Source organism: Candidatus Paceibacterota bacterium (genome assembly GCA_035452965.1).
Lineage (GTDB): Bacteria > Verrucomicrobiota > Verrucomicrobiia > Limisphaerales > UBA8199 > UBA8199.
Window position 1 is genome coordinate 1 of sequence record DAOTCE010000030.1, and the last position, 24365, is coordinate 24365.

General features: G+C 60.1%; 21 protein-coding genes. 12 read left to right on the plus strand and 9 right to left on the minus strand.

Annotated features, from left to right (window positions below; all coding sequences use genetic code 11):
- The first annotated feature begins 222 nt into the window (after positions 1-222).
- Both lepA and lepB (P5205_17650) read left to right on the plus strand, forming a co-directional pair.
- The gene (gene lepA, locus P5205_17645) at positions 223-2013 is read left to right on the plus strand and encodes a translation elongation factor 4 (protein HSA12188.1); all 1791 of its coding nucleotides are present in this window, start codon (positions 223-225) and stop codon (positions 2011-2013) included.
- 4 nt (positions 2014-2017) lie between these two features.
- A complete protein-coding gene (lepB, locus tag P5205_17650; GenBank protein HSA12189.1) occupies positions 2018-3244 on the plus strand; it encodes a signal peptidase I in 1227 nt (408 codons plus the stop codon).
- An 810-nt stretch (positions 3245-4054) separates the two neighbouring features.
- Here the strand turns inward: lepB (P5205_17650) and P5205_17655 are convergent.
- The 4 genes from P5205_17655 to P5205_17670 all read right to left on the minus strand — a co-directional run bounded on the left by P5205_17655 (position 4055) and on the right by P5205_17670 (position 6496).
- The gene (locus P5205_17655) at positions 4055-4243 is read right to left on the minus strand and encodes a hypothetical protein (protein ID HSA12190.1); all 189 of its coding nucleotides are present in this window, start codon (positions 4241-4243) and stop codon (positions 4055-4057) included.
- A 433-nt stretch (positions 4244-4676) separates the two neighbouring features.
- Positions 4677-5006 carry a hypothetical protein gene (locus tag P5205_17660; GenBank protein HSA12191.1) on the minus strand — a complete coding sequence of 110 codons (330 nt, stop codon included), beginning with the start codon at positions 5004-5006 and terminating at the stop codon, positions 4677-4679.
- Positions 5003-5194: a hypothetical protein gene (locus tag P5205_17665; GenBank protein ID HSA12192.1), complete on the minus strand. Its 192-nt coding sequence runs from the start codon at positions 5192-5194 to the stop codon at positions 5003-5005. Before P5205_17665 ends, P5205_17660 begins: the two co-directional genes overlap by 4 nt.
- 522 nt (positions 5195-5716) lie before the next feature.
- The gene (locus P5205_17670; GenBank protein ID HSA12193.1) at positions 5717-6496 is read right to left on the minus strand and encodes a helix-turn-helix transcriptional regulator; all 780 of its coding nucleotides are present in this window, start codon (positions 6494-6496) and stop codon (positions 5717-5719) included.
- 790 nt (positions 6497-7286) lie between these two features.
- Between P5205_17670 and P5205_17675 the strand changes: the two genes are divergently transcribed.
- The 10 genes from P5205_17675 (at position 7287) to P5205_17720 (ending at position 20606) form a co-directional block, all read left to right on the plus strand.
- Entirely contained in the window at positions 7287-7724 is a 438-nt protein-coding gene (locus P5205_17675; protein HSA12194.1) for a hypothetical protein, read from the plus strand.
- 2 nt (positions 7725-7726) lie between these two features.
- Complete coding sequence (locus P5205_17680; protein HSA12195.1) at positions 7727-8278, plus strand: hypothetical protein; 552 nt, start codon at positions 7727-7729, stop codon at positions 8276-8278.
- Between the two features lie 911 nt (positions 8279-9189).
- The gene (locus P5205_17685) at positions 9190-9405 is read left to right on the plus strand and encodes a hypothetical protein (protein HSA12196.1); all 216 of its coding nucleotides are present in this window, start codon (positions 9190-9192) and stop codon (positions 9403-9405) included.
- Between the two features lie 5 nt (positions 9406-9410).
- The gene (locus tag P5205_17690) at positions 9411-10913 is read left to right on the plus strand and encodes a hypothetical protein (protein ID HSA12197.1); all 1503 of its coding nucleotides are present in this window, start codon (positions 9411-9413) and stop codon (positions 10911-10913) included.
- A 14-nt stretch (positions 10914-10927) separates the two neighbouring features.
- The gene (locus tag P5205_17695) at positions 10928-13405 is read left to right on the plus strand and encodes a hypothetical protein (GenBank protein HSA12198.1); all 2478 of its coding nucleotides are present in this window, start codon (positions 10928-10930) and stop codon (positions 13403-13405) included.
- A complete protein-coding gene (locus tag P5205_17700; GenBank protein HSA12199.1) occupies positions 13402-15009 on the plus strand; it encodes a hypothetical protein in 1608 nt (535 codons plus the stop codon). Before P5205_17695 ends, P5205_17700 begins: the two co-directional genes overlap by 4 nt.
- Before the next feature lie 6 nt (positions 15010-15015).
- Positions 15016-15519, plus strand: a complete 504-nt coding sequence (locus P5205_17705; protein ID HSA12200.1) for a hypothetical protein — start codon at positions 15016-15018, stop codon at positions 15517-15519.
- Positions 15520-15819: 300 nt separating this feature from the next.
- Entirely contained in the window at positions 15820-18771 is a 2952-nt protein-coding gene (gcvP, locus tag P5205_17710; GenBank protein HSA12201.1) for an aminomethyl-transferring glycine dehydrogenase, read from the plus strand.
- Between the two features lie 296 nt (positions 18772-19067).
- The gene (locus tag P5205_17715; GenBank protein ID HSA12202.1) at positions 19068-20033 is read left to right on the plus strand and encodes a sugar phosphate isomerase/epimerase family protein; all 966 of its coding nucleotides are present in this window, start codon (positions 19068-19070) and stop codon (positions 20031-20033) included.
- Between the two features lie 129 nt (positions 20034-20162).
- Entirely contained in the window at positions 20163-20606 is a 444-nt protein-coding gene (locus P5205_17720; GenBank protein ID HSA12203.1) for a hemerythrin domain-containing protein, read from the plus strand.
- Between the two features lie 16 nt (positions 20607-20622).
- On the opposite strand, the gene P5205_17725 is transcribed toward P5205_17720, so the two are convergent.
- From P5205_17725 to P5205_17745, 5 genes are all read right to left on the minus strand, one after another.
- A complete protein-coding gene (locus P5205_17725; GenBank protein HSA12204.1) occupies positions 20623-21417 on the minus strand; it encodes a M14 family metallocarboxypeptidase in 795 nt (264 codons plus the stop codon).
- Positions 21418-21480: 63 nt separating this feature from the next.
- Positions 21481-22572, minus strand: a complete 1092-nt coding sequence (gene bioB, locus P5205_17730) for a biotin synthase BioB (protein ID HSA12205.1) — start codon at positions 22570-22572, stop codon at positions 21481-21483.
- Positions 22573-22705: 133 nt separating this feature from the next.
- Positions 22706-22948, minus strand: a complete 243-nt coding sequence (locus P5205_17735) for a hypothetical protein (protein ID HSA12206.1) — start codon at positions 22946-22948, stop codon at positions 22706-22708.
- Positions 22949-23150: 202 nt separating this feature from the next.
- Positions 23151-23732: a signal peptidase I gene (gene lepB, locus P5205_17740; protein HSA12207.1), complete on the minus strand. Its 582-nt coding sequence runs from the start codon at positions 23730-23732 to the stop codon at positions 23151-23153.
- Positions 23733-23869: 137 nt separating this feature from the next.
- Positions 23870-24277 (minus strand): response regulator, encoded by a 408-nt coding sequence (locus tag P5205_17745; protein ID HSA12208.1) that lies wholly within the window; start codon positions 24275-24277, stop codon positions 23870-23872.
- Positions 24278-24365 lie beyond the last annotated feature (88 nt).

Genomic DNA, 24365 nt, shown 5'->3' on the forward strand with positions numbered 1-24365 from the left:
TCCGTTCCCCACATTGCTGAGCGGCAAAGTGTGCTTCGCTAAGGATTCAGGCAATACCAGCAGAAGGGGGAATTCCCTTTCCTTTGAGCTTGGGGCAAGTATCCTTATTCGTGCCTCAAGGCCGCCACTCCGGCGAACTGAGTTAGGCATCTTTCCGCGGATGGAGTAATATCTCTTTCCCGGGCCGGCATGGAACGGGCTTGAGCCTGTAATTATTGGAAAATGGACGCAGCGCACATTAGAAACTTCAGCATTATCGCCCATATTGATCATGGGAAAACGACGCTTTCTGACCGGCTGCTGCACCGAACCGGCACCATCAGCACCCGCGAGATGGAGGACCAACTGCTGGATTCCATGGACCTGGAGAAGGAGCGCGGCATTACCATCAAGGCGCACCCGGTAACGATGCATTACCAGGCCAAAGACGGACAGACCTACGAATTGAACCTGATTGATACCCCCGGCCACGTGGATTTCTCCTACGAGGTGTCACGGAGTCTAAGCGCCTGCGAAGGGGCATTGCTGATAGTTGATGCCGCCCAGGGTGTGGAAGCCCAAACCGTCGCCAATGTCCACCTGGCGATGAAGCAGAACCTCGCCATCATCCCCGTCATCAACAAGATAGATTTGCCACATGCCGACGTCGTGCAGGCAAAGCGGCAGTTGGAGGACATCCTTGCGATTCCGGGCGATTCGGCCATCTTGGCCAGTGCCAAGGAGGGCATCGGCATTGACGAGGTACTCGAGGCCATCGTGGCACGAATTCCCCCGCCAATCCCAACCGGCGCGCCCTCGCTTCAGGCCCTCGGTTTTGATTCATATTTCGATACTTACAAAGGGGTAGTAACCCACGTGCGCGTCTTCAACGGAGAACTGAAGCCCGGAATCCACGTAAAGCTGCTGCACTCCGGAAAGAACGTCGAGGTCAAGGAGGTCGGCAGTTTCAATCCCAAGCCTTACGTTCGCGAGCGCCTGGAGGTTGGCGAGACCGGCTACATGACAGCCAATATCAAGAGCCCGCAGGAAGTGAAGATGGGCGACACCATCACTGACGCCCGGCATCCATCGCCGGCGCTGCCAGGGTTCAAGGAGATTCACCCCATGGTGTTTAGCGGGATCTACCCGATCAACACAGGAGATTACGAGCACCTCAAGGCCAACCTGGCAAAGCTCCAATTGAACGACTCGGCTTTTCTGTACCAGCCCGAGACTTCCGTGGCCCTGGGTTTTGGTTTCCGTTGCGGATTCCTGGGTCTGCTGCACCTGGAGATCGTCCAGGAGCGCCTGCGCCGGGAATATGGGATGGACATTATCGCCACCTATCCCAGCGTCATTTATCGCGTGATCCTCACCGACGGGACGGTCAAGGAAATTGACAATCCAGCCTATCTGCCCGAGCCGACCTATATCAAGGAAATCGCTGAGCCGATGGTCAAAGTCTTTGTCATCTGCCCAAACGAATACATCGGAGACATGATGGCGCTCATCAGCGAAAAACGCGGCGCGGTGGACCACACAGAAACCCTGGATTCACGCCGTGTTATGCTGACCGGTCTCCTTCCGCTGAATGAGATTCTCATTGATTTCCATGACCGCATCAAGAGCATCACGCGAGGCTACGGATCAATGGACTATGAACACGGCGACTATCGGGAATCGGACATGGTCAAACTCGACGTGCTGGTCAATGGGGAAGCCGTGGATGCTTTCTCGTGCATTGTGCACCGTGACAAAGCGGAGGGCAGGGGACGCGCCCTGGCGGCCAAGCTCAAGCAGGTGATCCCGCGCCAGCAGTATGCCGTAGCCATCCAAGCCGCCATCGGCGGCAAAGTCATCGCCCGCGAAACCGTCGGTGCGCTGCGCAAAGATGTCACCGCCAAGTGCTACGGGGGCGACATCACTCGCAAACGCAAACTCCTCGAGAAGCAGAAGGAGGGGAAGAAGCGCATGAAGTCCTTCGGGTCGGTCAACATCCCCCAGGAAGCCTTCATTGAAGTGCTTAAAGCATGACGCGTTGTCCGCTGATATACTGCTGCTGCTCTCCCTATCGAACAACCCACCCAATCCAGGCCTCATGATCCTCCAATGGTTTCTATCCAAAACGGTCCGGCAGGCCACGGCCATGCGGAAGCACGTCCAGAAACTGCTCCACCACCAGCGTGACATCCTGTCGCCGCAAGCCATCGAGGCAGTCCAGGCTGCAATAGAGGACTGCCGGAAGGCTGTCGCCGAAAAGTCCGACAAAGCGGCCCTGGAGAAGCAGATGGAGCACCTGGAGAAGCAAGCCAATAAGTGGCTCAAGCCGTATCCTCATGCCGCCTGGCGTGAGAACTTCGAAGTCTTGCTGGTGGCACTGGCTGTGGCCATGGGTATCCGCACCTTCTTCCTGCAGCCGTTCAAGATTCCTACTGGCTCCATGCAGCCCACCCTCTATGGCGTAACCTCGGAGAACCTGCTTGAGCACACGCAAACCAAGATCCCCACTGGTCTCACCCGAGTTCGCCAATGGTTCGAGGGAGTCTCCTACATCCACCTGGTGGCGCAGAACGATGGTCCGCTGGAGCTGGTGGAACGCCCATTCCGTATTCTAATATTCAACATATGGCAGAAGATTGTTGCCGGCGGCAAGACATTCATGATTTGGTTCCCACCCGACTACGGCGCACCGCCAGCCGGCACTCTCGAGGCGCGGGCCAACCTGCGCTTCGGCCAGTCCTTTCAAAAAGGAGATGACATAATTAAGCTGAAGGTGAGTGCCGGAGACCATCTGTTTGTTGACCGAATGACCTACAATTTCCGCCGGCCGAAGCGTGGGGAAATAATCGTCTTCGAGACCAAGGGCATCGACGGCTTGCCACAGGACCAATTCTACATCAAGCGGATGGTCGCCATGGGCGGTGACCGCGTTCAGCTTGGTGATGACCGCCACCTGATTATCAACGGCAAGCGCCTGGACGCCTCAACGCCACATTTTGAGAACGTCTATTCATTCAATCCCAAGCTGCCCCCGAGCGACAGCCAGTATTCCGGCCACGTGGGTTTTCCATATCTCGCGCCATACTTTCAAAACAAGCCTGACGGCGTGGTCGTGGCGCCCGATCATTACATGGTCATGGGGGATAACACCATGAATAGCTTGGACTCCCGCGCGTGGGGAGACTTCTCAGCAACCAATGTGATCGGCAAGTCTTTCTTCGTCTACTGGCCGATAACCGACCGCTTTGGCTGGGGGAACTGGTGAGAACCATTCAGCCTGCACACTAAAGAGGACCCGCAGTTGGACAGGGTTCAGGGCCACAGCCCAATAACGACAGGCTCTAGTGCCTGCTTCAGCAAGAGCAACTCAACCAGCTTATATAGAACGCACAATGTTTATTATATTCAATACGCCAAGGATGGTTTCGGCACTGTAACGGAGTTTGTGCCTTGGCCGACAAATCCGGCAAAAGCAGATTAAGGCCGGAAAAGGCAGAATAGCTGCGAATAGGCCGGTTTTATTGGGGTGTGAGGGCATTGGCTCATGCCAAGGCGCGAGGACAATTCCGGCAGTTTTTTGGAGGCCGTGACAATCCCGCCAACTCCTCATGTCCAAGCAGAGAAGGCCTGAAAACATTGGGGATTCTGCTTTGGACATTCGGAATTGCCGGAATTGTCACGCCGCGAGGGAGGTTGTCAACCGCGGAAGCCGGTTTTGACTGGAATTGGACGGTGTCCAGAAATGAGGCACCGCCTTTTCGGGGGCTGTTTCCTCGGCGGAGTTGAGGGTGCAGCGCCAGTGAAGGGCACCAGGACCAGCCTTGACGGGCCGACCCGTCCCCTGCTCTTCCGAGCCGGGAGTAATGAGGCTTGGCCCTGGTCGCTTGGTCGGACCGATCCGGCGGGCGACCTGGCGGGGTGCCCGCCGTGGGCTCGCGGGGATGGCGCGGCGGCGGTGCCAGGGCCTGGCGGTGGCGAGCGGGTGGAGCCCTGCCGCACTGTGCCAGGGGGCCGGCTGGGCGGGTGAGGGCAGGGCTGATGTCGTTGCGGGTGATGTTGAAGCTGATTGAGGCCATTACCAGTCCCAGGCAATCGCACCAAATTCCTTCTCAGCGTCCTCTCGGGTGCGTGGTCTGCTGGCCTTCACTCCGGCCATGAGAAAACCTGCGAACTCAGGCAGCTCCATCAGTTGCGGCACCATTAGCTCGTCCAGGTTCGAGAACGCCTCCGAATAGGCTTTTATCGCAGCTTCCAGTTCACTCATGATTTTGCTTCGAGCAGCCGGCGACAGCTGCGATCACACTTCCAATGGGACACACAGGCCCCGATGCAGGTGGCGCGCCAGAAGCTCCAGGCCTAGATCAAATTCGCTTGAGGATCGTGTGCTTCTTCCCGTTGGATGGGGGCCGGAATTTCTGGTCGCCGCGGGGCTACTCGTGCCATTTGTTTCGGTGTCAATGTCGGTCAAAGGGGGCATCATAGTACATTCCTGGCACACGGAGTAGATAAGCGGGCTGACCAGGGCGGCCGAGCTGATGCGGGTGGTTGGCTGGCCGTCGGCGTAGGGTTCGCGGAACGTCGCGCGCTCTTCCAGCATCGACACGCGCCGGCATGGGGTGTGCCTGCCCCGCTGTCCTCTGCTGGCCAAGAGCCACGCCGACCAGGTGCTGGCCGGCGTGGCGATTGGACATACCGCGTTATTTCCGGAGCAGTTCCTTTGCCCGCATCGGGCCGGCGCAATACTGGCCAAGCGTCTGGAAGCCTTCGGATTCCATATAGTTGGCGAGGACGCGCAGTTTCGCCTCGGTATCAGCTTCATTGAGCAGCCCCAGTGAGATTAAAAGCCGAGCGGCCTGGGTGCATGGCGACTTGCTGTTTGTCCAGCGTTTTCCGAGGCGGGTCAGGGCCTTCACCTGGCTTTGTAGCAAGCCGACCTTTACCCAGTAGTTCGCTCTAGCCAGGTCGCCGGAGGGCTCCTCGATGAGTTTCGGCTGCTGGCGTCTCGTAGTGGGTTTGCCGGCTTTCACGCGGTCCTCCGTCTCTGTGTTAGAAACCGCCGACGGATCAGGGCACACTGGATAGCTTCATCCAGGAAGTCCCCGAAATTGACGCCGGTCTGGCCGGCGATGCTGGCGGCCTCGGTGAAGTTCCGGGGGGATACAAGGAACGTCACAAGCACACGGCCGGTGCTGGCGGCGACGAGTTGCAGACGCATCCAGTGCCGCGAAATCAGGCGGCGGCGAAGGAACAGGAGCGGCGGCTTGGGGTGGCGTGCAACCCCTGCGGCCTTGCGCGGTGTGGAAGAGTGGCTGGCCTTCATTCAGAGGCGCTCCCCTGCGCTAGCGTGAAAGACTCGGGGCCCCTGAGCGCAACTCGGTACAAAGCCGTTCCCCGGCATACGGTTATGCGCCCGCGCATAACGGACTCTAGGTTATTGCGAGCAGACCTGTAGTGTTCTAACAGACCGTTATCCACCATAAAGTTAACCAATTGAGCAAGACCAGCGATGGCACGCTGGGCGCGGTCGTTGGGGTGGGGGACAGCCTCGCGGGTTCTGGAAAACTCCGCCACGAGCAGGTCTAGCATCGCGACGGTGATTTCTATGTCCTGTCCCAACTCGCACACGTCAGACCATGCCACCCGCAGCGGGTCAACTAGTGCCCTATTGGAGTCGGGTTGTTCGACTGGAGTGTGCGCGGAGCAGAGCGATAGGCGTTGCTTTCGCCGCCTGGTGGCACTAGCCTTTTTGTGGACTCGGTTTGGTTCTCTTTTCATAGGACTTCCTGACTTGAGTCTTTGGCCCTGGTAGTGGTGACACACTGCCGGGGCTTTGTTTTCTTTGTGCCTCTTGCTGCTCGACCCAGTGAAGCAACCGGAGGGCAGTTTCGCCGCCGGGTTCTCGTTTCCCCGCCAGCCAGGTCGAGATGCTTGAGAGGCTTACACCAAGCCATTTCGCTAACGCGGCCTTCTGTCCTCTCACCGCTGTTACCTTGAACAGCCGGGCTCGCAACTGTCGCATCTGGTCCTGCATTGCGGCAACATTGCCGGATGCGGCAACATCCGTCAACACTCTATTTGAAGATTCTTTATGGGGGGCCGCATCTTGGTGGATCGGCTCGTAGCGCATCTCAAATCCAGTTGGCGTGGGTGTCCAGATCTGGCGGTAGTGGGTTGAAAGCTCCATGATCCGCTCCAGGTCCCGCGGGGAGGAGAGGCCAAGAGCCCGGGTGGCAGCAAGGAACTTATCGGCGGGCATTTCCGCTGGCGAGGTGTGGAGGGCTGATTTGTCGGCCTCGGATGCAGGTGCGGGAGGTTCTCCCTCAAAGAACCACTCCATCGGCTTTTCGAACGCGCGGGCAAGCTTGAACAACTCACGCGCTCCTGGGACGGCTCCGCGCAGCCATTTGCCCACGGCGTTCTTGGAGACGCCAGCGGCCCGCCCGACCTGCAGCTGGGTCAAGCCGCGCTCCTGGATCAGGGCCTTAAGGCGTTCCGCGAATGGTGAATCATCATTCACTTTTTTGTTGCGGATACCACTTAAGTTGACTACACTTCAACCATGACAGATGAAGCAACACCGACGACAGTGCGGCGCCGAGGCCGTAGAATCAAGGGAATTGTGGCCGCCGCCGCCGCCCTCGGTGTGACCCGTGGACATCTGTGGTCTGTGCTGCATGGGCGACGCCAGAGTCAACTGCTGATGCGTCGCTACTGGGCGTTCCTGGGGGGCAACCGAGCGGATAATCGCGGGCGCCGGCCGCCGATTCCCTCAACGGAGCGCTCCGCGTGACTACCGAGTTTCTTTATCATTGCATCGCCGCGCACGAGTGTGGCCATGAAACGGTGTGTAGTTCGCTTGGAATCCAGGCGAGGGCGTTCTTGGAGGTTGCGTTTGACGGCCGCGTCCGGGGTGGTATCACGCTGGCGGCCACAGACTCCGACCGCGTCCCGCTCTTTGACCGTGCTTGTGTTGGGTGGGCTGGTCTTTTGGCCGAGTATTTGAGCGGCTATCCGTTGCATTCTGAAGCAGGGCTCCCGACGCTGGGACCGCGGACCATTGCGGCCTGGGCAGCGGCGGCGTGGAAATCTAGGTTCTTGCTGCTCTCTGCTGAAGATCGGCTGCTACTAGAGCGGGAGCCAAACCGAAGCGGAGCGGCAATTCGCGCCCACAAAATTCTCACCGGACCCATTGGTAGCAGCCGCCTGTATCTGCGCCGTGTCGAGTTGGTAGAAGAGTTTCGGCGCGTCCACTTTGAGGAGGGCGTTCGGCTGGGGGTAGTGCCGAAGAGCGCTTCTTTTTTGCCAACATGATCCAAACTTTTACCAATTCACAGGATGGGCCGCAGTGGCTTGCCACGGCTGCGCTCGTGCGCTTGATGCGAGATGAGGGTTTAACCTGGCGCGATCTGGCTTTGAAAGCCCGGCTCTCGCCGGTGGGTATCCGCGTCCAGGCCTTTTGTGGCTTCCCGCACAAAATTACCCGGTGGAAGATCGAGCGGGCGCTGGATTATCAATGGGCTTTATGGTCGAACGCGCGGACACTTGCAGCCAGGCGGAGGTGTGTGCAGCTCTTCGGCCTTGACCCGTTCCTTACAAGCCGGTCGGCGCTGAGGTGTGCCGCGGGCCTGCTCGGCTTCGATTTTAGCGGGTGCCGGTCCAAAGCAGATTTTAACGAGGCCGTGCTGCTCCATGCCGCCGCGTTCGGCCAGACCGCTGCCGTTGAAACAGCCCACCCTAGAGAATGAATATGATCGACAAGAATATACTGAATCTGGCGGATAAGCATGACCAGTTCGCGCTCCAGTTGGCCGACCTCTCAAATCAAGAGGCCGGTCTGCGAACCGATGCGGAGAAGCGGGCGGCCGAGCTAGCCCCTTTCGGCGGCGTTGGGTTGCTGATCAAGTATGCCGGCAGGGACGATGGCCCAGCCGACGAGCAAGGCTCCGTAGCAATAAACGAACTGCGGGCGATTTACGCGAAGCTGAGCGCCTTGCCTGGGGTGCGGCGGAAGCTCAACGAAAAGATCCAGCGCTTGCAGAGCGAGATACATCACGCTATCGGCGACATCCGGACAAGGTACTTGGGGCTTGCGCGTCAGCGGCTCCAGAGTCTGGCCACGGCCGGGGCAGTGGGGTCGGCGGAAACCAGTACGGAAGTGGCAACGAAGGAGCAGGTTGAGAAGGCTGCGCGATGGGTTAGGTATTTCGACTGCTCCCTTGATGTGCGAGACGCTGGGCCAGCCGTTCGCGAGATTTTTGCCAATGTGCACCGGTTCGAGAGTGGGGAAGCGTGTCCATAAGCGCTGGAGGTTTTAGTCATGATTGAGCGCCACAACTCTTCTAAATCTGCGCGGGACCTTGCGGGACCCGGGGTCCCGTTTGGCAATCAGCCCATTTCTCTCGCGTCGGAGGGTGTGGGGCAGCCGGGGGATCTGGAGCCCCCGCAGACCCCACCCCTCCGACACCTACCCGCCGGCGTGTCTTCTAAACGAAGGCCCAAGCAGCGAAGGGCTGCGCGGCGGGCAGACCGGCGGGCGGCTTTGCAGGGGGATTTAATTCGCCTGGTCTTGTGGAAGCTCGTTCAGAAATCCATCGAAGAGGGTTTCTCGGTGCACCAAATGGCCATCTTGACGGGGTCCAGTCCGAGCCACTTGTATGGTTTGAAGAAGCTGTTCGAAACGGGGGGTTATGCAGCGGTCGCCCCGCTTGTCGCTGAGCTTTGGCCGGAAGCCCTGGCGTGGCAGCTGTATGACCGCGCGACGGCTTTAAGGCTTTCGGGGGTGCAGGCGTGAAACTGCTTCCACAAAGGGCTTATAGGGGCTTTTGCCTACTGATCGGCAGGGTTACCCGGTTTGTTCATTCAAATGCGCTGGCGCCCTGCGCGGCGCTCGGCGGAGAGCCTTCTCGTGCCGGGGTTGACCCGACAAGCGGGCTTGCCGGGGTGGGCGTTTCGGATTTAGGTGGAAGCAAGCGCACAGGTGCCGCGCCCCTTGCGCGGGCGGCCGGCGAAGGGCCCGCGAATTGCACGCGCGGTCAACGGCCTGGCGTTATGGGTTCGCGCCAGGCCGTTCTTCCCACTATCAGCGTGTCTCCAACCTTTCGCCACCTGGGGATATTGGATCGCTTGGGCTCCCCATGGGTTTCGGCTGAGCTGGTAGCCGCTCAGCGCTCGGGATCGCGGAGTGGGGTCGAGCTGGCTTTCCGCCGGGCGATGAAGGGGCTCACCGTTGAACAGCTGGCGGAGTTCATGTTTGTCGCCAGCCACGCTCCAGATGAGCTGGAAACGCTTTTGAATCGCGGGCGGGCTGAGTTTACCAAGGCCGCAATGGACTTTGTCTTACAACAGGTTTCGCGGCCAGAGTTGGATTTCGTCGCGGCGAATGCGCCCGACCTAATCCGGGCGGATCATTTGGACAACGTTGCATAGACTTTATGGCAGGCGTATTACAATTCACACTCGGTCTGGAGGTTTCCAAGGCATTGAGCGCGTTGAACGTCTCCGCGACAGCGGTGACGGCACTCACTGCGACATTCAAAGGGCTCGGCGCGGTGGTTGGGCGCGTCTGGGACCAGTTGGACAAGGGCGCGTCGCTGAGTGACCTGTCGAAGAGGACGGGGGTGTCGGTCGCTAACCTGTTTCAGTTGCAGAAAGGCTTTGAGGCGGTCGGTATATCGGCGGACTCGGTCGGGTCGGCGCTGTTCATGCTCAACAAGTCTCTGGGAGGGGTCAATGAATTGGGGGAGGATACCAAGTCCATTTTTGCGCAAGCGGGCCTGTCGGTTGAGGAGCTGAAAAAGGCCGGGGCGGGCGGGGCCATGCAGAGCGTGCTCGGCAGGATGGCCGGCATGGACCAGACCAGCGCCAGCGCCTTTGCCGGCAAGATATTCGGCCGCGGCATGGCTGCCGACATGGTGCAGGCATCGCGCCAGATGAAGGATTTCAACGACGCGATGGCCGGGGCGCGGGCGCAGGCGCAGGTATTTCAGCGGGTGGCGGCGCTGTTCGACACTATTGATAAAGCGGTCGGCAGGGCGAAACAGAAGCTCGATCCGCTGTTCCTGACCATCGCGGAGAAGATCGCGCCTGCGATTGAGCAGGTGCTGAACTGGATCAACAACATTGACCTGACGCCGCTCTCGGACGCAATCGGGGACGCCTTTGACGTGCTGGCAGAGGCGTTCGCCCAGGGCAAGGTCCTGGAACTGCTCTCGAAAGGATTCTCCGCGGCGATAGAGTACCTGGGCAATATGCTCTTTGGGCTGTTGGGGGACGGCGGTTTTTGGGCTGCAATATGGAATAGAATGGTCGGGGAGTTTTATATAGCAATCGCGGTCATCGCTAAATCGTTTCTGAACCTGGGAGTGATCTTGAAGGCGGCGATTGGCCAAGCCTTTGACGTCTTATTTGAATGGGTCGGAAAGATCCCGAGACTGGGCAAGGCGCTTGGTTTGAAGGGTTACAAAGCCGGGGATTTTGGAGCGAGGTTTGCTGACGAGAAGGAGAACGCCTCCGGGGCAAACAAGATGCTGGACGAGCTCTTTGGGGCCGGCACAAGCCGATACGGAAAGTACGTGTCCGGCATGGCGCAGGCATTCGGACGGGCGCAGGCTCAGTCCGGCGGGCCGGCCCAGGAGGCATTCAAGGAACTCGCGGCCGGGTTGCTGGGACAGCGCAAAGGCCGGAAGGCGGCATCCTCTGGTCAGGCCGAGTCCGCTGGCGAGCGGCTTAGCCTGGACACTGGCAAAGGAGGCGGGCAAAGGCCGCAAGTCACCGATCTGGAGCGGATCGGCTTCGTCTTCGGCGGCGGCATGGGCCGCGGTGCCGCGGAAACTACCGCCAAGAACACCACCACCCTGGTCGCCCTGGGCAAGGCGCAGTTGGAGGCGATGCGCGGCAGGGGGGGAGTAATGACTAACGCTTCCGCAACTGCATGACGACGCCTTTGATTATGAGTAGCAAACGTCCAATCAATGACCGGTTCACCGCGGTGCAGATTGCCCAGGCAGCAGGCATCACGAGGCAGGCGGTGTACGCCGGGCTTGATGGGCTTCCGCCGACTGGTCCGGAAGCAACCAGCGACCAGGGCGCGGCAGCTTGGCCATTTGGTGCACTGCCGCTGGATTGGCAGCTTAAGATCACACAGCGCGGCGTGAGGAGGGGGTTTGAAAATGGAGAGCAGTTTCTGGCAGACCTGCGCGAGCCGTGGAAATGCCCCCTGCCCTGGGACCAGGTCCCCGAGCACCAGCGGGGCAAGGCCGTAAAGCTTCAAAATGCCCTGGCGCGAGCGCTGGAGATGCGCAGAACCCCGGGCACGGCGGCTGCCCAGGTCGAGCAGGCGGGGCTGGAAGATTTCAAGGCGCATTTCGGGTATGCGATTTCGGGCCGACACTGGCGCCGGCTGTTGCACCGCACCATTGAGCGGGATGCCGGGGAAGAAAACTGGCAGCGCCTGGAAATCTACCTGGATGACCGGGCATTTGCTGCGCCGGCTGCGAAAACGGAAGTTGTCCGCAACCGATTCCAACACCGCGAGCTTGACGAAGTGATTGCAGCGCTAGAAGACCGGCAACACCCAACGCCGGCAGATCGGCAGTTCCTTTGGGATGCGGCCTTTCGCGATTACGAGCGGGAAACGGCACCGCTCCCCGATTCCACCAAAGGAAACCGGGAGCGGCGGCTGTTCAAGGCATCGCTGGCGCATTATCTGTTCACGGCGTTCCCGGAGCGGACGCTATGCGCGACGGAAGCCGCACTAAGGCGGCGATTTGATGAAAAGCTGGATTTGTGGAGGGCCAATGGGCGGAGGCCGGAGGCGCTGCGGGACCTGCGGCCCGTGAAGTCGGGCAAGTTCCGAAAGGTGCAGTTCCCCAAAGACCTGGAGGCGATTCGGGATCGTGCGATCCTGCATGATGGCAGCATATCGCTCGCCTATCGCCTGTTGCACGAAGAGGGCAAACTGAGCAAGGAGTTCTGCAGCTTCTATCCGTTCAACGTGCGCACTGCCAAGAGCGAAGTGCCGCACGCCGTGCGGGCGGCCGTCGCGCCGATGGTCGAGATGTGCCTGCCGTTACGCCGCGGAGCATGGCAAGCCAGGATGCGAGGCCCCTACATTCAGCGCGACTGGTCGGGTGTTAAAGCGGGCGACTTCTTCATCGCGGACGACGTGACTTGGAACCATTACTTTAAGGAACAGCTGCCGGACGGCCGCTTTCGGGTATTGCGAGGGGAATGCCTGGTGATGATGGACCTGGCGACGGCCTATGCGCTGGACCTTCTTTCAATCGCGGGCCACTATAACGGGGAGCACATTCGGAGCCTCACGCTCAAGGTGCATGACCTGGTCGGGCTGCCGCGGCTTGGCTACTACTTCGAGCGGGGAGTTTGGCGCTCAAAGCTGGTCAGGGGAGAAAGAGGACAAGGGACGCCGGTTCACTTCAGGGAGGCGGAGAATGGGCTGGCATCCGTCAATCTCAAGCTGGAGCTGCGCCACGCTACTACGCCGCGCGCTAAACCAATCGAAGCGACCTTTAGAATCCTTCAGGAACGAATGCGATACATCCCCGGCTTTATTGGATTCAATGAGCGCACGGAGGAGCGGGAGCGCGAGCAGGCGCTGATCGTCAGAGCCAACAACCAGGACCCGGAAGCCCTGCGGCAGTTTCCCACTCAGGCCGAATGGGCCGCGCGTATTTCAGCGGTGCTGGAGAGATATAACCACGACCCGCAGAACGGAGAGATGCTCCAGGGCAAGTCCCCGGCTGAGGCATGGGCGGAGGGAATCCGCAACCGCCCGCTCCGGAAGTTGCCGGATGATGCCCGATACATTCTCTCGACGCACCGGAAGGAGATCACCGTCCGGCAGGAGGGCATCATTCTAACGATCCGAGGACACCGCCGTATTTACTTCAACGAGCATACTGGGCGCCTGATCGGGCAGCGGGTGCTGGCGTTCTACAACCTGGAATTGCCGGAGCTGCTGACCGTGAGCGACCTGGACCGAAAGAACTATTTCACCGTGCGCGCCGTCAAGCTGCCGGCCATGAGCGCGACTCGGGAGCAGCTCGCGGAAGTCAACGAGCTACGCAAGGCCCACATGGCGCCGGCCAAGGCAATCTTTGGCAGCATCAAACACGAGGTTCTTTCAACCCTTGTGAACGACAATGAGCAGCCGGAGGAAGTGAAAGAGCTGGGCCGGTTCCACAATGCGGCGACGGCGCGAGCAAAAGTACAGGACGGTGAACGCGGCCGGAAGCTGCGAAAGCTCTCGGTGAGGGCCGCGGCGGCCGGCATTGAGCTGCCCGGCGCCGTTCGCAATCCAGACGATGCACTGGAGGCGATTGGCCGGCTGAAGCATTTCGAGCAGGCGCTGCTCGCGGAGGAGGAGCAGAGCGAAGACAGCGATCAAGCACAGAAGGCTAATCCATGAGACACGATAGCAACGACCCCTCTTACCCGAAAGGCCGCGCCCCTATCCGCCCCGAGCTGCTGGCGGCCAAACTGGCGGCGATTCGGAATTTCGAATACCCCGCGTTGCTCGACCAGGTGGAGGTGAATCCCCGTTTGGTCGAAACCCTGTGGTTTCTACAGGCAATGAGTCTGCGCCCTGGGGGGCTGCTGAAGTTTGCCGAAGAGTTGCTGGCAGAGTTTCCAGAGCGGCTCGGCACGCCAACGATGTTGAAGGCTAAGGCAAAGACCTACGGCCTTGAGCAGAAAATCGCCATTCTCCAAGAGATGCCGGAACACAGCCGCCCCGGATTCGCCATGGTGCGAGACGGCACATTGGCAGAGATACTATCCGACTCTACACCCGAGGAGGTTGCCGAAATGGATGGCAGAGACCGCAGTGCGTTGAAGGCGGGCTTGAAGGATATGGACGCAGAGTCTTTCCGGGATGTTTGCCGGCAGGAAGCGCTGGAGCAACTGCCGGAGTATTTCACCGCGCTTTGCACAGAGAAGAGCGCGGGTGTCCGCCAGCTTTGGTTCTTTCATGACGTGGTAGGTTCTCTGCTGGAGTTTATGGACCGGAGTGCTGCCAAGGTGCAGCAACGCTTGGCGATGACGGAGGTGGCCAAGCTGATTTTCGACCGGCTCGACTATGCCCTGGCTGAAAGAGTGATGGTGCGCATCGAGGGCGGGTCCCGGATCGGAAAGACGGAAGCGCTTTCCGCCTGGGCGGACATGCGGCCGGGCTTGGCGCGCCTGGTGCGGGTGCCCTGTGATAATTCTATGGTCAGTTTCTTCAAGCGGATCGGCGAGGCCCTGGGGATTGATTTCAGCCACGGCAGCAATCCGTCGCGCCTGAAAGAGCGGGTCGAATATGTTATCCAGCATGGAGGGCTGTTCTTGGTGCTGGACGAGGGACATTTTATGGTGCCTGCAAGCCCTACCGCCACCACCCCGCCTCACCGATTGAACTGGGTGCGCACAGAGATCGTGGACCGCGGATTGCCACTGGCTATCTCGGTGACTCCGCAGGCGTTCAAGGGTGCTATCGACCGATTCTTGAAAAAGACGCGGTATGACATGGCGCAGTTTTTCGGGCGGGATTTTTTGCCCTGCGTGCTGCCCGAGGTGTTGAGCGAAGCTGACTTGACTGCCGCGGCGCGGAAGCACTTTCCACAACTTGGGGAGAATGCCCTGGGCTACATCGCCAATGAAGCGCGGCTGTCGGAGAACTACCTCCAGGGCGTCGAGGCGATTGCCCGCAGGACCCGGCACTTGGCCCGCAAGCGAGGCGGGGAGGTGAAACTCACTGACATTAAAACCGCTGTTTCCGAAGTGCTCCGGCTCAATCCGGCCAGCACCGATCAGAGGGCTGATTTGGCTGCGGGTGACTCCTTGGAGGCCAATCGCAAGGTGACCAGGCGGGCAGGGTTTGGCAATGGTGCCGCGACCCGCAAGCCTTTGCCGGCGACTGCCCCGCCGGGCTCACGCAGAGGCGCGGCGGAGCCTGCGCGAGCGGCCATATCTGACGGCTATTCGCCCAGGGGAATGACGCCTTCAGAGGAGCTCATTCCGGTGGAAGCCTGATTTGGTATGACGACAAAACAAAACTCCCTTTACTGGCGAGAATGGGGCTTGGTAGTCCGCTATTGCAAGGCGAACGCATTACCCGCGCCGGATCGTCGCGCCCTGCACGCGGCGGCCCTGGGGGCTGACAAATCGCACCTGTCTTTCACGAATGAAGACTTTGACCGGGTCCTTGGGGAGTTTCGCAGCTACAGCCGTCCGGCTGACCTGGCTGCGCAGCTGCGGCAACTCAGCCAGCCGCGCATTCGCCTCAGATACGCAGTGAATGCCCTGGCGCCTTCGGCTGACTACTGGGCCAGGATCGCCCGCGACAAGTTCGGGACAGATGACCTGGCCGCCCTATCCATCGAGCAGCTTACGCAACTTCGGAATACCCTCGCGGGGCGGCGCCGTGTTCACGAGCACCGGGAGCGCGCGGGCAATGTCACAGATGCAGCTTTAGACAATCGTTCTTTGCGGGGCGCTGGCCCCGATAGGGTAGCAGCCGAGGCCGTCTCGGTTGCGACCTGACCAGCGGAAAACAGTTTGGTTTTGCAGAAACCCGCGAAAGCGGGGCTTGGCGTTTGTACTCGTCGCTTCGTGCCTGTTTTCCGGTTTTGGACATTGGACATCTCAAATCTTCCGGAATTGTGGACCAAGCTACAAGCCAGTGAAGTTCCGCGACGCTGCCCCCGCGTCCAAGGGACCACCCGTTTGACTCGATCCCCAGGTCTCTACTCCTCAGCGGGCCGCCTAGCGCAGGTGCCGAGCATCGCCGAGCAGCAGCGAAATCCCTCTTGATTTGCCGCTGGTGGTCCTTAGTTTCACTGGATGCCTGTTGCGGAAGCACTCAACAACACCTCGACCACGTCGCGCAATATTGAGGTGACAAACACCACCGGAACCACCGGCTTGCTTCATCCCCACAATCAGTTCCCCCGACGCCATATCGGGCCAAGCTCGGAGGAAGCGGTTGAAATGCTCAAATTGCTGGGATTTACAAGCCTCGAAGCGCTGGTTGATGAGGCGGTCCCGTCACAAATCAGGCTGCGGCAACCGCTCCAACTACCCGCCGCCCGTGGCGAGCAAGAGGTGTTGACCGCCCTCAAGGATATTGCCTCGCTCAACCAGGTCTTCCGCTCGTATATCGGCATGGGCTATGCCGACTGCGTCACGCCAGCGGTAATACAGCGCAACCTCCTGGAAAATCCCGGCTGGTACACTCCCTACACCCCTTACCAGGCTGAGATCGCCCAAGGCCGTCTGGAGGCGCTCCTTAACTTCCAAACCCTGGTCACAGACCTGACTGGCCTCGACGTGGCCAATGCTTCGCTGCTCGACGAAGCCACTGCCGCCGCCGAGGCCATGACCTTGTGCCACTCGCTCAAACCGGGCCGGAGCACTTTCTTTGTCTCGGCGGAATGTCATCCCCAGACCATTGAGGTAGTGAAAACCCGCGCCGCGGCCCTGGGCAACGTGGTTGTGGTTGGCGACCATCAGACATTCCGATTCGATGCCCAGGTCTTTGGCGCGCTGGTGCAGTATCCAACCACCTATGGCGAAGTCTTTGACTACTCCGGTTTCATCGAGCAGGCCCATGCAGCGGGCGCCCTGGTGGCGGTGACCGCGGATCTCCTGAGCCTGACACTGCTTCGTCCGCCGGGCGAGTTTGGCGCTGACGTGGCCCTTGGCAGCGCGCAACGTTTGGGCGTGCCGCTGGGCTATGGCGGCCCGCACGCGGCTTACTTCGCAACGCGAGATGCTTTCATGCGTCGCATGCCTGGACGCATGGTTGGCGTCTCGAAGGACACCCGTGGCCGCCCTGCCCTGCGCCTGGCGCTGCAAACCCGCGAACAGCACATTCGGCGGGAGAAGGCCACCAGCAACATCTGCACCGCGCAGGCGCTCCTGGCCAGCATGGCCGCCATATATGCCTGCTACCATGGACCTGCGGGTTTGCGGCAAATCGCTCAGCGCATTCACGCGCTCGCACTGGCCCTGGCTGGGGGGCTCAAGCGACTCGGCTATGAGGTGGGACCTAAGACCTTCTTCGACACCATCCGCGTGGCGCTCGGTGAGCAGAAGGCCGCAGATATCCTCAAAGTTGCGGAAACCCGGCGCATGAACTTCCGCGTCATTGACGAGCACACCATTGGCATCGCGCTCGATGAAACCACTACCCTGAAGGATCTCGCCGATATTCTGATGGTGTTCAATGAGAACCGCCCGCCAGATTTCAGTGTGGATGAACTAGCCACCGCGATCGAGCCGGACTACCCGGCGCCTTTTGCACGCACGAGCGGCTATCTGGCTAACCCCGTCTTCAACCGCTACCACTCGGAAACCGAGCTGATGCGCTATATCAAGCGGCTGGAATCACGCGATCTCTCCCTGACGACTTCCATGATTCCGCTTGGCTCCTGCACGATGAAATTGAACGCGGCTTGCGAGATGTTTCCAGTCACCTGGCCGGAGCTGGCCCGCCTGCACCCTTTCGCTCCGCTCCGCCAGACGCGCGGTTACCAGATTCTGTTCCAGCAGTTGGAAGAATGGCTGGCGGAAATCACCGGATTCGCGGGCATTTCCCTTCAGCCCAATGCCGGCGCGCAGGGTGAATACACCGGCCTGCTGGTCATTCGCGCCTGGCATCTCAACCGCTGTGAAGGGCACCGCGATGTCTGTCTTATCCCCACCTCGGCCCATGGCACCAACCCCGCCAGTGCTGTCATGGCCGGCTTAAAAGTAGTGCCCGTCAACTGCGATTCCAACGGCAACATTGACGTCGCCGACCTCCGAGCCAAGGCCGAGGCGCACAAGACCAGCCTGGCCGCCCTGATGGTCACCTACCCTTCCACTCACGGGGTATTTGAGCAGGCGATTCGCGAGATCTGCGAGATCATTCACGCCAACGGCGGCCAGGTCTATATGGACGGAGCCAACCTCAACGCCCAGGTTGGCCTTTGCCGGCCCCGGGATATTGGCGCCGATGTCTGCCACGTGAACCTGCACAAGACCTTTTGCATTCCCCACGGTGGCGGCGGCCCGGGGATGGGGCCGATTGGCGTAGCGGAGCATCTGGTGGAATTCCTGCCAGGACATTCGGTTGTGCCGCTGGGCGGAGAAAACCCGATAGGCGCCGTTGCTGCCGCCCCCTGGGGCAGTGCCAGCATACTCCCCATTCCGTGGGTCTATATCGCAGCGATGGGAGCCCACGGCCTGACCAAGGCGACCCAATACGCAATTCTCAACGCCAACTACATCGCCCGGCGTCTGCAAGACTACTTCCCCGTCCTCTACCGCGGCCACGGCAACCTCGTCGCCCACGAGTGCATCCTCGACCTGCGTCAGTTCAAGGACGTTACTGTGGAGGACGTGGCCAAGCGCCTCATGGACTACGGCTTCCACGCGCCGACCATCTCCTGGCCGGTGCCCGGCACCATGATGGTCGAACCGACCGAAAGCGAATCCAAGGAAGAACTCGACCGCTTCTGCGACGCACTGATCAGCATCCACGCCGAGATCACAGCTATCCAATCCGGCCAAGCCGACAAGCAAAACAATCTGCTCAAGAACGCCCCCCACACCGCGGACATGATCGCGGCTGACTCCTGGCCGCACCCTTACTCGCGCCAGCAAGCCGCCTTTCCCGCCAAATGGCTCTACGAGCACAAGTTCTGGCCCGCCGTAGGCCGCATAGACAACGTCTATGGCGACCGCAACCCGATCTGCACCTGCGCCGGCATGGAGACCTACACCTCGAAACCCGCCACCCCTGGCAACTGACTGCCGGCTGTTCCCTGCCCCGAGACGGCAAAATAGAGCGATTTCGACCGACTTCGCCCGGAAAAGCACCCCCGGCCTCCAGCGAGACACACCGTATCCGCACCGTATCCACACCGTATCCACACCGTAGGTTCATTACCGTAACCTGTTCAAACCACTCTACTTACGCACATACACACCTCTGCCGGGTTGCCAATCCGTGTAAGTAGCTGGCTTTTAGTTACTTACAGCGCTTTCCATCATATCTCGCAGAGGATTCTGGCCAGGCGGGCCTGTTTTGACTATTGAAGAGGGCGATGAACGCACAAAAACTGTCGCGCCGCCAAGCCTTGGCGGAGGCCGGTTTACTGGTCGGGGCTGCGGTGATGCTCAAGGACACCTTGCTCAAAGCGGAACCCGTCAGGCCGCCTGTCCAGGCACCCACTTCGCCCGTCCGTTATTGCCTGAACACTGCCACCATACGCGGACAGAAGCTGGGCATCCTCAATGAAATCGGGGTGGCCGCTCAAGCCGGCTATGACGCCATCGAGCCCTGGATGGAGTCCATCAACGTCTACGTCAACAACGGCGGCAGCCTGCCGGATTTGAGGAATCGAATCCGCGACGCCGGGCTAACGGTCGAGGGAGTTATCGGATTCGCGGAATGGGCAGTCGAGGACGACACCCGACGGGCCAAAGGTCTGGAGCGGGCCAGACGAGAGATGGATTTGGTGGCGCAGATCGGCGGCCAACGGATGGCCGCCCCGCCCGCAGGCGCTACCCGCTTGCCCAAACTGGACCTGCTGAGAGTGGCAGAACGCTATCGAGCCTTGCTGGAAGCCGGTGTGCAGAGCGGTGTGGTGCCTGTGCTTGAGCTGTGGGGATTCTCCCTAAACCTGGGCCGCCTCAGCGAGTGCGTCGCTGTGGCTGTCGAAACGGGCCACCGCAACGCGTGTGTGCTGGCCGATGTGTTCCATCTCTACAAGGGCGGTTCGGACTTCCACGGCATTCAGTTGCTGGGCCCTGAGGCGATACCTGTGCTCCATTTGAACGACTACCCGAGCGATCCGCCGCGCGAGACAATTGACGACAGCTACCGCTTGTATCCCGGGGATGGCGTCGCCCCGCTGGCCGACTTGCTGCGAATGTTGCGCCGAACCGGAGGGCAGAAAGTGCTGTCCCTGGAGATTTTCAACCGGAGGAACTGGTCGGAGGGCGCGTTGGAGGTGGCGAAAACCGGCCTGGCCAAAATGAAGGCGGTTGTGGCCAGCACCCCGCCATAGACCCGGCAGGCTTTTCGATTGCCAGGCGTATCTGCCGGCACGTCGGCGCGTCCAACGCCCAGAAATTCATGGCGCAATCGGCGGTTTTCTGCTAGAACCGTGGCACGTAACGACTGAAGCATTGCTGCCATGAGAATCACCGAAGCGCTATTCGCCGAGCATCTGGTCTTCCATAACATGTTCGATCACATCGAAGCCGTGACGCCCAAACTGAAGACGCTGGCCGAGGTGAAGTCGCTCGCGGCGCTGATGGAGTCACTGCTGAAAGCTCATTCCGATACGGAAGACGAACTGTTTATCGGGCCGCTCGAGCACTGCTTCGAGCAACTGGGCCAGCGCGACGCATTCCTGGAGGAACATCAGGAGATTGACGCCAGCCTGAAAAACCTCCGGCAAGCCCGGCAGTTAAAGAAAGCGCGGCAGTTGTTGCTCGCCGCGGTGGCTTACTCGCGCGAGCATTTCGACAAGGAAGAACGCATCGTCTTCCCCCTGGCGGAACGCGTCCTGAACAACAAGACCCTCGACTCCCTGGGGCAAGTCTGGACGGAGCAAAGAACGCGCGTCGTTCGGTAACCGGGCACTGTTGCTTTCAGAGCCGCCGAGGTTTCTCTGCGGCAATCCGGACCGCTGTGTTCACGCCGGCGACCAGCGCCGCCAAACGCACCGCGAGCGGAAAACCCGACGGGGCCTCAAAAGTGTAGGAGAGCCTGGTCTTGTGCATCAGCAGGAAGAACGCTTCTGGCCACTGCGGTCGGGTGCGCGGATCAAGATTCGGGCGAATGACACCATCGCGCGCCGGCCGGTCTTCTATGACTTCCGACCGGTCAATCGGACACACCTCGCCAACACGCCCGATGATTGCATCAGCCAGCGAAGGCTGGTTATCAGGATTCAACTCATAGAGATAGAATCCCCGCGCCTCCCAGTCCTCGTGGAGGCACAGGCACAAATCGAAATCCGCCTGCTGCGTCAGCCATCTGACATGGGCCACGGTCTCCGCGGCTTGGGGAGAAAGATACTCACGGTTGAGGTCAACCTCATCACCATTCTCCCGGCGATTCAGCTCGAAGCCGGTCGGATTCAGGCAGGGACAGAGCCAAAGGTCCAGAGCCGGCGGCCAGTCATTCTCCCGCAAAAGCTGGCGTGCCGCCAGGGGCCCCGCCGGTTCATCACCATGGATGCCGGTGGAGAGGTAAACTCGCGGGACGCCGGGTGTGGTAACTCTCGCGCGACGAACAAAGCCAACGATGCTCTTCGGACCCGGGTGAATTTCCTCAATAGTCCAGCCTGAGGCTTCAGCCGCGGCCACGCAGTCACCTAGAACAGCGTGAATGTCAATGGTCTCGCCTGAGTAACCTCTGATGTTCTTATCCAGCCTTTGCATGCTGCCGTCTGGTTAACGCCCGCAATCCATCCATCAACTCCATGACCGCTCGGTCCAGGCCGGCTACGGACCAGTCACCGCCACCTGCCCTGCCCCGCCCGGTTCCAGTTGATCGCGGAATCCATGCTTGTCCCACCTCGGATCCAGCCCCAGATCTCGCAGCATCTGCAAGTCCTTCTCCACAGGTTGATTGGTTGTGGTGAGGTAATTCCCCACCATCAGCGCGCTGGCGCCGGCCATGAAAATCAGGCTTTGCAGGTCGCGCAGGTTCACGGTCCGCCCCCCGGCCACTGTGATCTCCTGTCTTGGAAGGACAAATCGGAAGCACGCAATCGTCTTGAGGATTTCCAGCGGAGCCAAGGGCTTCCGTTGGCTGAACGGCGTTCCTGCAATGGGGTTGAGGAAATTCATCGGCACCATGTGCGCACCGAGATCCTTCAGCGCAAACGCCAGGTCACAGCGGTCCTCGCAGGTTTCACCCATGCCCAGAATGCCCCCTGAACAAACTTTAATGTCCGCGTGTTTCAAGTGCTCGATCGTCCGCAGCCGGTCCTCATAACTGTGCGTCGTGCACACCTGCGGGAAGAACCGTCGTGAAGTTTCCAGGTTATGGTTGTAACACTCCAGCCCGGCTTCTCGGAGGCGGTCGGCCACCTTCTGGTTCTTGATCATTCCCAGCGACGCATCCGGCCGCGGCTCTCCATATTCCTTTAGCTCCTTCAGGCGCTGGCAAATCTGTTCGAGGGCTGGACCTTCCTCCATTCCTCGCCAGGCGGCCACCAGGCCCAGGGCCACCACGTCGTTGGCCTTGGCTTCCGCCGCCGCCGCCCGCACTGCTTCCGGTTCGATCAGGCCGTGGCGCGGCGAACTGGTCTCATAAATCGCCGACTGGGCGCAGAACCGGCAATCCTCGGGGCAGCCTCCCGCTTTTATGTTCACGATCGAGCACAGGTGAATCTTATTGCCCTTAAACTGCTCGCGGATGCGATTTGCCCATGTCAGCAACTCGAAGATCTCCGCCCTGGCCTCAAGGGCGAACAGCCACCGGCCCTGCTGCCGCGTGATGTCACCGCCGTCCAGCACCAGGCGCCCCAGGTCCGCAATGCGGCGCTGAACGCTGCCGTCAATCTGTCTCGCGCACATGGTTGACAGCATAAGCGCCGGCCGGATTTGCGCAAGTTGTGAGCGCGGCGTGGATCAGGACAAACGTGGGAATTCCAGGAAGTTCTCGCCCTGAGGCAAAGGGCTGGGGTGAGCGGGAGGCAAACACCCACCTGCATCGTTATGACTAAGCCGCCTCGGTTGGACGCTGGCCTTGCGGGGCTGTTGCTATTATGGCTGGCAAGACGATCTCCTGCTTCTCCTCGTCGAACTTCAGGACAATCTGCGTTCCCACCAACTTGTTCGCCTCGCAGAACTCCAGGGCTGCGGTGGAGCTGACGAAATCCATCGCACTTGAGCTATCAGACGTCCACGAATCAAAGTCCTCGAAATAAAGACCGCTATCCTTTCGCTGAAGGAGTATTCGCATACGCTGTATCGTGCATCGCCTTCACTACCTCGAACACCCAGCTTGTCACCCCGGCCCGGTATGGCCGCCGCTTGGCCACAAATCGGGCTCGTTGCGGCTAGTGTGCACCAACAGCCCTCATCGGCAAGTGTGAATTACTCCAATTTTGCAGGGCCTCAGACCTGGGTGGGGCCGCCTCGCCGAGAGCAGGCTTCGCGCGTGGTCAGCGAATGATAGGGCCTAGGATATTCGCGCGCGGGACCGCCCCGTAAACACGGCTGTCTATGGAATTCCGGCGGTTGTCGCCCAGGAGAAAATAGTGATCCTTGCCGCACAGGAACAACTCGTCGTGGGACTTGGAGTCGCTGAACGTCAGGGTGCCGGGCGTCAGATAACTTTCGTTAAGTTTGCAGCCGTTGACGTAAACGTAGCCGTCCTTGAGATAGACCGAATCTCCCGGCGTGGCGATGATGCGTTTGACCGAGAAACCGTTATCGCTCGGGTCGCGCAGGACGACCACGTCGCTTTGATGCGGCGCGCGGAAGTGATAAATCCAGCGGTTGAGCAGGCAGTTCTGGGAGTCGTGGAGGGTAGGCACCATGCTCCGCCCCACAACCCGCACCGACTGCAACAGGAAGTGGCTGATGATGAAATAGCTCGCCGCGGCGAGAACGGTCATCAGCAGGAGTTGGAGAATCTGCCGCAGGATGGAGGGCCGCACTGACCCGCTCTTGCACGCGCCAACAGACGAGGCGGGGTTGGCGAATACAGTCGAGGGTTGCGTTGTTTCCGTCGCAGTGCTCATCAATCTGCCCCCATCCTATCGCGCCCGAGATTCTCCACAAGTTGTGGGAAATACGCACTGCCATACCGGTGCAGTACGGGTACCGCCCACGCATCACCGCCGCCCGGTCGTGGCGGCACGGGAATCACGCTGCCGCTCTAATTTGCATCCACCCGGCTCGCCGGGGTGCCAGGGGCCACTTTGGCGATGGCCTCGCGCAAGTTCTCCAGGAGAAACGGCTTGCTGATCACGTAGTCAACACCTGTGAGCGGATTGCCTGAAGCCTGGATCATCTCGGCGTAGGCGGTGATCATCACAACCGGTTGCTTGGGCGAGCGGGCCTTGATGGCCGCTGCCAATTCGTCGCCCTTCATTGCCGGCATATCGAAATCAGTAATGACCAGGTCAAAGTGGTCCTTCTCCAGAATCGCCAAAGCATCCTTGCCGTTGCCGACGGTCTTCACCTCATGACCGTCGAAGTCCAGCATCATCTTCACGGCGTCGCAAACGAGCGGCTCGTCATCAACCACCAAGATGCGTCTTTGCGGGAAAACAGGACCCTTCATCAGTACGATAATTGATTATAACTGAACGCATTTTAACACCTTTGCAAGTAATATCCAGCCTTCTTTTTGCTCGCCAGCCGGCCGGCAA